Genomic DNA, 12,412 nt, shown 5'->3' with positions numbered 1-12,412 from the left:
GTCAGTTCTTCTTCCCCAGCTGATTGGCCCACAGCTTCGGGTCGTTCACATTGGCCTTGGTCACGAGCGGCGCGGGGAGCTGGTCCTCGTAGCCGTTCGGGATCTTGATGATGTGCGAGTCGTGGTCGGTCGGGCCCACCTTGAACGTCTTGCCGTCGACGGCCGCCTTGGCGTAGTACAGCGCGTACTTCGCGTAGAGGTCGGCGGGCTGGGAGATGGTCGCGTCGATCTTCCCGGCCTTGATCGCGTCGAACTCCTCCGGTATGCCGTCGTTGGAGATGATCGTGATGTGGCCCTTGGTACCGGCCGGCTTCAGCAGCTTCTTCTGCTCCAGGAGCGCGAGCGTGGGCTGCAGGAAGACGCCGCCCGCCTGCATGTAGATGCCGTTGATGTCGGGGTTCGCGGCCAGCGTGGACTGGAGCTTGGCCGACGCGACGTCGCCCTTCCAGTCGGTGGCCAGCTCGAACACCTTGATCTTCGGGAACTCCTTCGTCATGCACGACTTGAACGCCTGGGAGCGGTCCCGGCCGTTGATCGAGGAGAGGTCGCCCTGGAACTCGACGACCTTGCCCTGGCCCTTGAGCTGCTGGCCGAGGTACTTGCAGGCGTTCTCGCCGTACGCGCGGTTGTCGGCGCGCACCACCATGTAGACATCGCCCTTGTCGGGCCGGGTGTCGACGCTGATGACCGGGATCTTCTTCTGGTTCAGGTTCGCCAGCGTCGAGGCGATGGCGCCGGTGTCCTGGGGGGCCATGACGACGGCCTTGGCTCCCTGGTCGCTGAACGTCTGGACGTTGGCGACGAGCTTGCCGATGTCGTTCTGCGAGTTGGTCAGCGGCAGCGCCTTGACCTCCCCGGCGTCCACGCCCTTCTTGATGTACTGCTGGTAGGAGTTCCAGAAGTCGCTGTCGCTGCGCGGCAGGTCGATGCCGACCTTCTTGTCGTCGGAGCTGCTGCCCGAGTCACGGTTGCAGCCCGCGAGCGCGGTCACGGCCAGCAGTACGACGCAGGCCGCAGCACTCGTTGTACGCACTCTCATTGGTGTCCCGTCCTTGTTCGAGTGGCGCTTGATGCTCTGTCGGCCGGGGCGGCCGGATGTACGTCCGTCTGTTGCCGGTCGCGGCAACGGGTCGGTCGCGGCGACTAGTCGGCGGCGGGGCGCAGGCGCAGGCCCTGCATACCGCCGTCGACCGCGAGTGCCGTCCCTGTCACGGCAGCCGCGGCGGGGCTCGCGAGGTAGACGACCGCTGCCGCCACCTCTTCGGCGGTGACCAGCCGCCCGGTGGGCTGGCGGGCGTTGAGCGCGGCGCGCTCGGCCGACGGGTCGTCGGCCTGGCCGAGGAGGCGCCCGACCCACGGGGTGTCCGCGGTACCGGGGTTGACGCAGTTGACCCGGATCCCCTCGCGGACGTGATCGGCCGCCATGGCGAGGGTCAGGGAGAGTACCGCGCCCTTGCTCGCGCTGTAGAGGGCGCGCTGCGGCAGACCGGCGGTCGCGGCGATCGAGCAGGTGTGGGTGATCGACACGCAGCCGGGGCGCTCCTCCGCCGCGCGCCGCAGGTGCGGCAGCGCGTGACGGGCGGTGCGGACCATGCCGAGGACATTGATGTCCAGGACGCGGTGCCACTCGTCGTCCGGGTTGTCGGCGACCGTGCCGACGGCGCCGATGCCCGCGTTGGACACCACCGTGTGCAGACCGCCGAGTTCGGCGGCAGCGGCGTCGACCGCCGCGCGTACCGCCGCGTCGTCGGTGACGTCGGCCTTGACCGCGAAGCTGCCCTCCGGTGCCCCCGCGGTCTCCCGGTCGAGCACGGCGACGCGGGCGCCGCGGGCGAGCAGTTCGGTGGCGATGGCCGCCCCGATGCCGGAGGCACCGCCGGTGACCAGGGCGGAGAGGCCTTCGAAATCGCTTGCAGTGGTCACGAGTTGATCTCCTCGGTGGTGCGGCGGGCCTGCCAGACAGGGCCGTCGGGATAACGGTGGTCGGCGATCGAAGCGGGAAGCATACGGGCGGAGAAGCCCGGCGCCGAAGGTGCCAGGTAGCGGCCCCGCTCGATCACCACGGGGTCGGTGAAGTGCTCGTGGAGGTGGTCCACGTACTCGATGACGCGGTCCTCCACGCTGCCCGAGACGGCCACGAAGTCGAACATGGCCAGATGCTGGACGAGTTCGCACAGGCCCACACCGCCCGCGTGCGGGCAGACGGGCACGCCGAACTTGGCGGCGAGCAGCAGGATGGCGAGGTTCTCGTTGACCCCCGCGACCCGCGCGGCGTCGATCTGTACGAAGTCGACGGCGCCCGCCTGGAGCAGCTGCTTGAAGACGACGCGGTTGGCGACGTGCTCGCCGGTGGCGACCTTCACGGGCTGCCCGGCGCGCACGGCCGCGTGGCCGAGGATGTCGTCCGGGCTGGTCGGCTCCTCGATCCAGTGCGGATCGTAGGGGGCCAGCGCCTCCATCCAGCGCACCGCGTCCGCCACGTCCCAGCGCTGGTTGGCGTCCACGGCGATCCGGATGCCGGGGCCGACGGCCGCGCGCGCGAGCTTCATCCTGCGGACGTCGTCGTCGAGATCGGCGCCGACCTTGAGCTTGATCTGGGCGAAACCTGCGTCGACGGCCTCGTGGGCCAGCCGGACCAGCTTCTCGTCGGAGTAACCGAGCCAGCCGGGCGACGTGGTGTACGCGGGGTATCCCTCGGCGCGCAGCCGGGCGGCGCGTTCGGCGCGGCCGGGCTCCGCGGCCCGCAGGATGGCAAGGGCCTCGTCCGGGGTGAGGGCGTCGCTGAGATAACGGAAGTCGACGAGCGAGACGAGCTCCTCGGGCGACATGTCCGCCAGGAACTCCCACACGGGTTTGCCCGCGACGGTCGCCGCCAGGTCCCAGGCGGCGTTGACGACCGCGCCCGCGGCCATGTGCATCACCCCCTTCTCCGGACCGAGCCAGCGCAACTGCGAGTCGTGGGTGAGATCGTGGTGGAGCGCCGCGAGCCCCTCCGGGGTGAGCGGAGCGGGCCGCCCCACCACGTAGGGCCGCAGCGCTTCGATGGCGGCAGCGGTGACGTCGTTGCCGCGCCCGATGGTGAAACAGAAGCCATGTCCCGCGACCCCACCCGGCATGTCGGTGCTGAGCACCACATAGGCCGCCGAGTAGTCGGGATCCGGGTTCATGGCGTCCGAGCCGTCGAGCTGTTCCGAGGTGGGGAATCGGATGTCGTAGACCTCGAACCCCGTGACGGTCGGACTCATCCACACTCCCTGGTAAGACGTCGGTAAGAACATCGGACCTTTAATTGGTCATCCGATGTATAGCGCCGGACATGCCTACGCGTCCAGGGGTGGAACGAAATTTGCCTGTACAGCTCGGATGAATCGGTGCGATATGGGAAGGCTGCTTGAACGGCTTCCCCGTGCCGCCGAGTCCGTACGGGCCTGTCCTGGCCCGTACGAGGCCTGCGGCCGGCACCCCGGGAAGCCGTAAGGTTGGTCCGTACGGGAAGAACTTCGGAAGGAGGCACTGGGTGATCGAGCTCGAGGGAGTTCCCGAGCTGATCGACCCGGTCATGGTGGCCGCGTTCGAGGGCTGGAACGACGCCGGCGACGCAGCCTCCACCGCGGTCGCCCACCTGGACCGGGAGTGGAAGGGTGAGGTCTTCGCCGCGCTCGACGCCGAGGACTACTACGACTTCCAGGTCAACCGGCCCACGGTGTGGCTGGACGACGGGGTGCGCAAGGTCACCTGGCCCACGACCCGGCTCTCGGTGGTCCGCATCGGCGGTGACAAACCCCGCGACCTGGTGCTGGTCCGCGGGATCGAACCCTCCATGCGCTGGCGCTCGTTCTGCAACGAGATACTCGGCTTCGCCCATGAACTCGGCGTCGAGATGGTGGTGATCCTGGGCGCGCTGCTCGGCGACACCCCGCACACCCGGCCGGTCCCGGTGAGCGGAGTCACCTCGGACGCCGATCTGGCGCGCACGATGGATCTGGAGGAGACGCGCTACGAGGGCCCCACGGGCATCGTCGGCATCCTCCAGGAGGCGTGCACGCACGCGGGGGTGCCCGCGGTGAGTCTGTGGGCCGCGGTGCCGCACTACGTGTCGCAGCCGCCCAACCCGAAGGCGACACTGGCTCTGCTGAACCGGCTGGAAGACCTCATCGATCTGCGCATCCCGCTGGGTGAACTGCCCGAGGACGCACGGGCCTGGCAGGTCGGTGTCGATCAACTGGCCGCCGAGGACAGCGAAGTGGCCGAGTACGTCCAGACGCTGGAGGAGGCACGCGACACCGCGGAGCTCCCCGAGGCGTCCGGCGAAGCCATCGCCCGCGAGTTCGAGCGGTATCTGCGGCGGCGCGACGGCGGGCCGGGGCAGCCCGGCGGCCATGCCACGGACGGCGGCGACGCGAGCAGCTATCTGCGGGACACCTCCGGCGGCCGGACCAGACCGCCGAAGCCGCAGCGGCCCGACCCGGACTCCGGCGGGCCGAGCGACGAGGACAACGGCCCGGAGGAGTCCTCCGGGGAGTGACACCCGGTCCGGCGGAGAGGGGCGGTGCAGCACGCACCGCCCCTCTCCGCCGTGCGGGATCAGGTACAGGTGAAGTGCGCGGCGGCCCAGTCCGCGTGGTCACCGGTGTGGGTGTTGCTGGTGGCGGTCGCCTTCAGGTGCACATGGCGCGCACCGGAGAGGTCGACGTCCACCGGCACGGTGGCCGAGGCCCCCGTCACCTTCGGCGAGGTCCAGAGGACCTTGCCGTCCGCCTCGACCGAGAAGGCCACCTCGCCGTAGCCGTTGATCTCGTCGTCGATGCCCACGTCGGCGGTGAGCTTCGAGCACTGCCCGCCGAGGTAGACCTCGATGTCGGAGTCGGCGTGGGTACCGATTCCCTTCTCGTACGTCTTGCCGTCCAGCGTCAGGGTGTGCCCGTCGTCCGCGCCCGACTCGCCGTTGCTGCGGTCGCGTTCGGCCGGTCCGTACCCGTTGGTGGACGTCAGCCACTCCATGTCGCTCGCCCAGACGTCACCGCCCGGTGGCGCCGGCATGACCGAGACCCCGAACGGCTGCACGGCTGTACGGTCCTGGCCCGCCGAACCGTAACGCGCGGTGGCGGTGAGCGTGGTGGCGCCCGCCTTGGTGTCCCCGGCCGGGGTGACGGCCACCTCGACGTGCTTGGTGGTGCCCGCCGGGATCCTGGCGACCGTCGTCGCCGTGGTGGTCTTCCAGCCCGCCGGAGCGTCCACGCCGACGGTGACGCCCGTGGCGTCCTGGTTGCCCGCCGTCACGTCGACGGTGACCTTGCCCGCTGCGCCCGCGCCGAGCTCCTGGCCCGGTGCCGCGGCGACCACGGCCGTGGCGCCCGGCCGGGCGCCGCCGATCGCGCTGGTGTTCTTCAGCTTCAGCGAGAACGCCTTGTCGGTGCGGAGCGAGGCCGTCTTGACCTTGACCACACCGCCGCGGTCGTCGCGGTCGTACCACCAGCCCTGGGCGGCCTTGGCGTACGCGGCGGCCGACGTCAGCTGCGGCAGCTTGTGACCGGACAGCTGGACATCGCTCGGCGCGTCACCGGTGTGCAGGGTGAACTGGTACGGACGCGAGGTCTGCTTGCCCTTGAACTCGCCCTTGCTCGCGCCGATGTGCACGGACACGTCGCCGCCGCCCGCACGCGGCGCGTCGACCTCGGCGCGCTGGGTGGCGTACTTCCCGGCGCGGTTCTGCCGGGTGACGCCGTCGTCCTCGTACAGGTCGAAGGACGACTTGCCCTGCGGGTAGATGTCCCAGGCCAGCGGGGAGTCGGACTTCCGGTCGGCGTACGACCTGATGCCCGGCCACATCGGCACGGCGGCACCGCCCTTGACGAACAGCGGCAGGGTGTCGAGCGGGGCGCTGTACCCGTTGACCGTGGTCGGGCCCTGGTAGGTGCGGCCGGTCCAGTAGTCGGTCCAGGTGCCCTTCGGGAGGTAGATCCCGTCCCGGGTGCCGGTGTCCTTGTAGACCGGTGCGACCAGGAAGTCCTCGCCGGTCAGGAACTCGTACTTGGCGGCGTCGGTGGCCGCCTCCGGGTCGTCCGGGTACTCCAGCGCGAGCGGCCTGACGGGGCCCACACCGGTCTCGTTCGCCTCGTGCGCGTACGAGTACATGTACGGCAGCAGCGACTCCTTGAGCTTGAGGTACTTACGGTTGATGGAGGTGTACGGCTCGCCCTGGCGGAAGGGCTGCTTGTCGCTCGCCGCCCACCCGTCCATCGTGATCATCGCGGGCAGGAAGGACTTCCACTCCAGGTCACGGGTGTACGTCTGGGGGCTGCCGCCGAAGATGCCGTCCACGTCGCTCGTCGTGTAGGCGAGTCCGGACATGGTGGCCCCGGCGTAGGTCGGGATCTGCCAGCGGATGAAGTCCCAGCTGCCGGTCTGGTCGCCGGACCACTGCACGCCGCAGCGCTGCGCACCGGCCCAGCTCTCCGGCGCCCAGGTCAGGCCGCGGGCGTCGCTGTTGTCCTCGATGCCCTTGTAGGCGTCCTTGCAGCCGTCGAGCGCGAACTTGTACCCGGCGCCGACCCAGGCCACGTCCAGCTTGGCGACCCGCTGGCCGTCCTTGACCTGCTGGGCGAGGTCGGCGATGCCGTCCTGGGTCCACAGACCCAGCTGGGTGTCGTGTGCCTGGAGGCCCTTGGCGGTCTCCGCGAGGTTCTCGTAGCCGCAGCCGTAGCCGTCGTTGACGAGCATCCAGCCGTTGGGCATGTCGTTCGCCACGAAACCGTCGGCGACCTTGAGGGCGTCGAGAGTGTGCCGCTCGCCGCGGTTGGCGTTGTGCAGATAACAGTCGGCGTCGCCGTTCTCCAGGCCGTAGATCGGCGGCATGAAGGGCTTGCCGGTGAGCTTGGTGTACTGCCCGATGACATCCTTGGCGCCGCTGCCCGCGAAGTAGTAGGCGTCGAAGCGCTGTTCCTTGGCGCTGGCCGTCACCGGGTCGTCGAACGCGTAGGTGTTGGGGGCGTAGGTGTTGCGGTAGACGCCGTACCCGGCCGAAGAGAGGTAGAACGGGACGGAGTTGGGGTGACCGCCGTCGTCCCAGTTGCCGTCGACGCCGACCTCGACGGTCTGGCCGCGGTGCGAGGTGTTGCCCCGGCCGTTCTGCATACCGGCGCCGTAGTACTGCTCGTCGGCGCCGCGGGCCAGGGTCTGGGTGGTGGTGTCACCGGTCCAGCTGATCCCGCGGGTCTCGGACCAGATGCGGTGTCCGCCCGCGCCGTACAGCGCGAAGCGCAGCGGGGCCTTGTACGCGCGCAGGGTGACCTTGCCGGTGCTCAGCTCGTAGCGGTCGCTCTTCTCCTTCCAGTGGGTCTTGGGTGCCTTGCCCTGCGGCAGGACGATGTCGCTGCCCGTCGGGTCGGTGAACTTCCCGTCCGGCGCCAGCTCGATGCGGAAGGTCTCGGTGGAAACAAAACTGACGCGGGCCTCGGCCGCTCCCGCGTTCAGGTGGTAGACGGACCCGTCCGCGGAGAAGCCGGTGACGTTGCCGACGGTCGTGTCGGCTGCCGCGCTGTCGCCCGCGGTGGCGCCCGGCGGTCCGGCCTGTGCGCTGCCCGACCCCGCGAAGACCGCGGCAAGGCCGAGCAGTGCGCCAACTGCCGCCGCTCTCATGCGTATTGTTGATTGCATAGAGCGTATTTAGCGCAGAAACGAGCACGGGGCTAGGGGAAATACGAAATCCGCCCCCGGACTCTGATGCGAGTCCGGGGGCGGAAGGGACGGAAGGGGCAGAAGGGAGAGCGGGACGGCCGGGCCGCCCCGGACCGGCCCTACAGGGCGACGCCGAGCAGCGCGTCGGCCGCGCGCGAGACCAGGCCCGGCGCGCCCTCGTCCGTACCGCCGCCGGACTGCTGGAGCGCGGCCCAGCGGTCGACGGCGAGCAGCGCTGCGGGCGCGTCGAGATCGTCGGCGAGCGCCTGCCTGATCTCCGTCACGAGGGCGTCCGCGGACGGTCCGTCGGGCCGGGAGACGGCCGCCCGCCAGCGGCCGAGCCGCTCGACGGCGTCCTGGAGGACCTGGTCCGTCCACTCCCAGTCGGAGCGGTAGTGGTGCGCGAGCAGGGCGAGCCGGATCGCGGCCGGGTCCACACCGTCGTGGCGCAGCTTGGACACGAAGACCAGATTGCCCTTGGACTTGGACATCTTCTCGCCGTCCAGCGCGACCATCCCGGCGTGGACGTACGCCTGGGCGAAGGGGTGCTCACCGGTGAGCACCTGGGCGTGCGAGGCGCCCATCTCGTGGTGCGGGAAGGCGAGGTCGGACCCGCCGCCCTGGACGTCGAAGCCCATCCCGAGGTGGTCGAGGGCGATGGCCACGCACTCGATGTGCCAGCCGGGCCGGCCACGGCCCAGGGAGCCGCCGTCCCAGCTCGGCTCGCCCTCACGGGCGGCCATCCAGAGCATCGGGTCCAGGGGGTTCTTCTTGCCGGGGCGGTCGGGGTCACCGCCGCGCTCGGCCGAGAGCAGCCGCATCGCCTCGGCGTCCAGGTGGGACACCTCGCCGAAGTGCGCGTCGCTCTCCACGGAGAAGTACACGTCGCCGTCGAGGTCGTACGCCGCACCCGAGTCCCGGAGCCGCTCGACGAGCGGCACGATGCCGGGTATGGCCTCGACGGCACCGACGTAGTGCTTCGGCGGGAGCATCCGGAGCGCGGTCATGTCCTCGCGGAAGAGTGCTGTCTCGCGCTCCGCGAGCGCGGTCCAGTCCTCGCCGTCGCGCACGGCCCGCTCCAGCAGCGGATCGTCCACGTCGGTGACGTTCTGGACATAGTGAACCTGCCGCTTGGTGTCGAGCCACACGCGCTGCACGAGGTCGAACGCGTTGTAGGTCGCCGCGTGACCGATGTGGGTCGCGTCGTACGGCGTGATGCCGCAGACGTAGATACGGGCGACGGGACCGGGGTCGAGAGTGATCCGACCGCCGGTCGCTGTGTCGTGGATCTGGAGGTCGGCGCCCTCACCGGGCAGGGCGGGAACCTCAGAAGCGGGCCAGGCATGCATGTCTTGAGCGTAACCGGACGCCAGTTCAAGGAACGAACCGGAGTGGGGACAATGGCCGAATCGGCACTCTTGCGCTTGTCCGGATCCTGTGTGCGGACGGCGTGCGGAGGCCGCGTACGCGGATCGCGGCGGAGCCGCCCGCCTCCGCTCCCGCTACACCGGCGGCCAGGGAATCGCCGGCCAGTCCCCGCTCGGCTCCGGATGCCGCCCGCCGGCCCTCAGCGCCGCCACCCGGCCGCGCAGCGCCTCCACCTCGGCCCCGGTGATCAGTTCACCCAGCCGGGCGGCCAGTGCGGTGCCCGCGGCCAGGTCACCGGCCAGCCGGTCCAGTACCGTCACGGCCTCGGCCGTCAGCGGCTCACCGGCCCACCCCCACAGCAGGGTCCGCAGCTTGTCCTCGGCGTTGAAGGTGACGCCGTGGTCGATGCCGTACAGCCGCCCCTCGTCCGTCGGCAGCAGGTGGCCGCCCTTGCGGTCGCCGTTGTTGATCACCGCGTCCAGCACCGACAGCCGCCGCAGCCGCTCGTCGTCGGCGTGCACCAGCAGCGCCGTGCGCCCCTCGCCCACCTCGGCGAAGGCGATGGCCTTCCAGCCCTCGCCCGGTTCCTCCTCCTCGACGAGGGCCAGCAGCGACGGCTCGGCGGCGGACTCGATCCACAGCTGGCACATGCCCTCGCCGTACGGACCCTCGCGCAGCACGGTCGGCGGGACGAATCCCCAGCCGGTCGCCTCGGAGATCTCGTACGCGGCGACCTCGCGCCGGGCGAGCGTCCCGTCGGGGAAGTCCCACAGCGGGCGCTCACCGGCGACGGGCTTGTACACACAGGCCGCTTCGCGCCCCTCGTACGAGACCGAGCAGTACAGCACCGCGTTGGACGCCTCACGCACCCGGCCGCGTACCGTCAGCTCCCCCTTCAGGAGGAGTTCGGTGGCCGTCACGCTCCCCTGCGGTATCCGTTCTGGCGCGGGCATACGTGTCCCTCCGGATCGAGCGGCAGACTGCACAGCGGGCACGGCGGGCGGCCCGCGTTGACGACGTCGAGGGCGCGCTTGGCGAAGGCCCTGGCCTGTGCCCCGGTCAGCCGGACGCGGAGCATCGGCGGGCCGTTCTCGTCGTCCTGGAGGAGCCGTTCCTCGGCCTCCGCGAGATCTTCGTCGTTGTCCGCGTCCAGCTCGACCAGCGCCTGGGCCTCGATGATCATGCGTTGTTCGTCGCCGTCCCACGCCAGGGCCATCGTGCCGACGCGGAACTCCTCCTCGACGGGGGCGTCCAGCGGCGCGGTGTCACCGGCCTCGGTCGGAGCGACGGCCGGGACCGGGGAATTGCCCCCGGTCCTGCGCACCACCTCGTCGAGCAGTTCGTCGATGCGCTCGGCGAGCGCGGCCACCTGGGTCTTCTCCAGCGCCACGCTGGTGACACGGGGCCCGGACGAGGCCTGGAGGAAGAACGTACGGCGCCCAGGCAGCCCGACCGTACCGGCAACGAAGCGGTCCGGCGGGTCGTAGAAGTACACCTGTCGGGACACGTCCAGATCTCCATGGGGGTTCGGCTGCGGTGTGGGCCGGATTACGGCCCGCCCACCCTACTGCGCGGAGCGATCACGGTGCGCCCGCGCCACCACCGACTGCGGCGTCCGATCCGGAACCGCTCCCGTGCGGCGCCAGCGAGCCGAACTCCCCGGTGTCGCCGAGCCGCAGGACGAACGGCCGCACCTCGGTGTAACGGATGGCCGTGAGGGAACACGGGTCGACGTGGATCCGCTGGAAGAGGTCGAGGTGCATCCCGAGTGCGTCGGCGATCACGGACTTGATGATGTCGCCGTGCGAACACATCAGGTAGACCGCGTCACCACCGTGCTCGGCGTCGATGCGCGCGTTCCAGTCGCGCACCGCGTCCACCGCGCGGGCCTGCATCGCGCGCATCGACTCGCCGCCGGGGAACGCGGCGGACGAGGGGTGCTGCTGCACGACCTTCATCAGCGGCTCTTCGCCGAGCTCGGCGAGCTTGCGTCCCGACCAGTCGCCGTAGTCGCACTCGCTGATCCGGTCCTCGGCCTGCGGCACCAGTCCGGGCCGGGCCGCCAGCAGCGGTTCGAGCGTCTCCCGGCAGCGCTGCAGCGGACTGGTGACGACGGCGGCCAGCGGCAGCCCGGCCAGCCGGTCGGGCAGCGCGGCGGCCTGGGCGGCACCGCGCTCGTCGAGGGAGACACCCGGCGTCCGCCCCGCGAGCACGCCGGAGGTGTTGGCGGTGGAACGTCCGTGCCGTACGAGAATCAGCGTGGCCATGGCTGCCAGCCTAGGCCGTGCCGAATACGTGTCCCGCCACCCCCAGGCATGCGCTCCGGAGCCGGTCAGGGAAGAATGCGCGCCGTGATTGTCGATTGCGCCATTTACCGGGACGGCTGCCGCATCGAGGGACCTTCGGACTTCTCCGCGGCCCTCGCCGAGGCACGGGCCGACGGGGACGCCTTCCTCTGGGTCGGGCTGCACGAGCCGTCGCGGGAGGAGTTCGACCTGGTCAGCAGTGACTTCGGGTTGCACTCGCTGGCGGTGGAGGACTCCCTGCGGGCCCATCAGCGACCGAAGCTGGAGGTGTACGACGACTCGCTCTTCATGGTGCTGAAGCCGGTGGTGTACGACACGGACAGCGACTCCGTGACCACGGACGAGCTGATGATCTTCGTCGGTGACTCCTTCGTGGTGACGGTGCGGCACGGACAGGGCGCCCCGCTCGCCGCCGTGCGCAAGCGGCTGGAGGAGGAGCACGACGTCCTCAAGCACGGCCCCACCGCTGTTCTGTACGCGGTCAGTGACGCGGTCGTCGACCACTACATCAGCGTGGCCGCCGAGCTCCAGACCGACCTGGAGGAGCTGGAGGCCGAGGTCTTCGCGCCCGACGGCAGCGCGTCGAAGAACACCGCGTCACGGATCTACACCTTCAAGCGCCAGGTCCTCGAATTCCGGCGGGCCGGCGGGCCGTTGAAGGATCCCATGAACCGGCTCTCGGGGGCGGCGGTGCCGTTCGTGCGGGAACATTCGCGGCCGTTCTTCCGGGACGTCAGCGACCACCTCACCCGCGCCAACGAGCAGGTGGAGGGGCTGGACAGGCTGCTGTCCGACATCCTGGCCGCGCATCTGGCGCAGATGGGCGTGCGGCAGAACGACGACATGCGGAAGATCTCCGCCTGGGCGGCGATGGCCGCGGTACCGACCATGGTCGCGGGCATCTACGGGATGAACTTCGAGCACATGCCGGAGCTGAAGTGGGTCTGGGCCTACCCGGCGGTGATCGCGCTGATGGCCGGGGTCGTCTTCGGCCTCTACCGGCAGTTCAAACGGCGCGGCTGGCTCTGAGCTGCTGCCGCCGGGCGGCCCGGCCGGCCGGG

10 protein-coding genes are annotated in these 12,412 nt (G+C 70.4%); 2 read left to right on the top strand and 8 right to left on the bottom strand.

What is annotated here, in order from left to right; translation table 11 throughout:
* Nucleotide 1 precedes the first annotated feature (1 nt).
* The 3 genes from NBY69_RS23460 to NBY69_RS23450 all read right to left on the bottom strand — a co-directional run bounded on the left by NBY69_RS23460 (nt 2) and on the right by NBY69_RS23450 (nt 3,245).
* Entirely contained in the window at nt 2–1,039 is a 1,038-nt protein-coding gene (locus tag NBY69_RS23460) for a sugar ABC transporter substrate-binding protein (RefSeq protein WP_250303272.1), read from the bottom strand.
* Between the two features lie 104 nt (nt 1,040–1,143).
* A complete protein-coding gene (locus NBY69_RS23455; protein ID WP_250303271.1) occupies nt 1,144–1,923 on the bottom strand; it encodes an SDR family NAD(P)-dependent oxidoreductase in 780 nt (259 codons plus the stop codon).
* On the bottom strand, nt 1,920–3,245 hold the full coding sequence (locus tag NBY69_RS23450) for an enolase C-terminal domain-like protein (RefSeq protein ID WP_250303270.1): 1,326 nt from the start codon (nt 3,243–3,245) through the stop codon (nt 1,920–1,922). Before NBY69_RS23450 ends, NBY69_RS23455 begins: the two co-directional genes overlap by 4 nt.
* A 272-nt stretch (nt 3,246–3,517) precedes the next feature.
* On the opposite strand from NBY69_RS23450, the gene NBY69_RS23445 reads away from it, so the two are divergent.
* Nucleotides 3,518–4,525, top strand: a complete 1,008-nt coding sequence (locus tag NBY69_RS23445) for a PAC2 family protein (RefSeq protein ID WP_250303269.1) — start codon at nt 3,518–3,520, stop codon at nt 4,523–4,525.
* A 59-nt stretch (nt 4,526–4,584) separates the two neighbouring features.
* Here the strand turns inward: NBY69_RS23445 and NBY69_RS23440 are convergent, their stop codons facing one another.
* The 5 genes from NBY69_RS23440 to NBY69_RS23420 all read right to left on the bottom strand — a co-directional run bounded on the left by NBY69_RS23440 (nt 4,585) and on the right by NBY69_RS23420 (nt 11,312).
* Nucleotides 4,585–7,656, bottom strand: coding sequence for an NPCBM/NEW2 domain-containing protein (locus NBY69_RS23440; RefSeq protein WP_250303268.1), 3,072 nt, complete (start codon nt 7,654–7,656; stop codon nt 4,585–4,587).
* A 140-nt stretch (nt 7,657–7,796) separates the two neighbouring features.
* Nucleotides 7,797–9,026: a cysteine--1-D-myo-inosityl 2-amino-2-deoxy-alpha-D-glucopyranoside ligase gene (gene mshC / locus NBY69_RS23435; protein WP_250303267.1), complete on the bottom strand. Its 1,230-nt coding sequence runs from the start codon at nt 9,024–9,026 to the stop codon at nt 7,797–7,799.
* A 153-nt stretch (nt 9,027–9,179) separates the two neighbouring features.
* Nucleotides 9,180–9,998, bottom strand: coding sequence for an SCO1664 family protein (locus NBY69_RS23430; RefSeq protein ID WP_250303266.1), 819 nt, complete (start codon nt 9,996–9,998; stop codon nt 9,180–9,182).
* Nucleotides 9,962–10,552 (bottom strand): DUF3090 domain-containing protein, encoded by a 591-nt coding sequence (locus NBY69_RS23425; RefSeq protein WP_250303265.1) that lies wholly within the window; start codon nt 10,550–10,552, stop codon nt 9,962–9,964. Before NBY69_RS23425 ends, NBY69_RS23430 begins: the two co-directional genes overlap by 37 nt.
* Nucleotides 10,553–10,625: 73 nt before the next feature.
* Nucleotides 10,626–11,312 carry a histidine phosphatase family protein gene (locus NBY69_RS23420; RefSeq protein WP_250303264.1) on the bottom strand — a complete coding sequence of 229 codons (687 nt, stop codon included), beginning with the start codon at nt 11,310–11,312 and terminating at the stop codon, nt 10,626–10,628.
* A gap of 75 nt (nt 11,313–11,387) precedes the next feature.
* Here NBY69_RS23420 and corA point away from each other — a divergent pair, with 75 nt between their 5' ends.
* Nucleotides 11,388–12,380 carry a magnesium/cobalt transporter CorA gene (gene corA / locus NBY69_RS23415; RefSeq protein WP_250303263.1) on the top strand — a complete coding sequence of 331 codons (993 nt, stop codon included), beginning with the start codon at nt 11,388–11,390 and terminating at the stop codon, nt 12,378–12,380.
* The last annotated feature ends 32 nt before the right edge of the window (nt 12,381–12,412 follow it).

The sequence above is a fragment of the Streptomyces sp. A 4/2 genome, assembly GCF_940670765.1.
In the GTDB taxonomy this organism is placed as follows: Bacteria; Actinomycetota; Actinomycetes; order Streptomycetales; family Streptomycetaceae; genus Streptomyces.
This window is presented reverse-complemented; position numbering and strand designations above follow the sequence as displayed.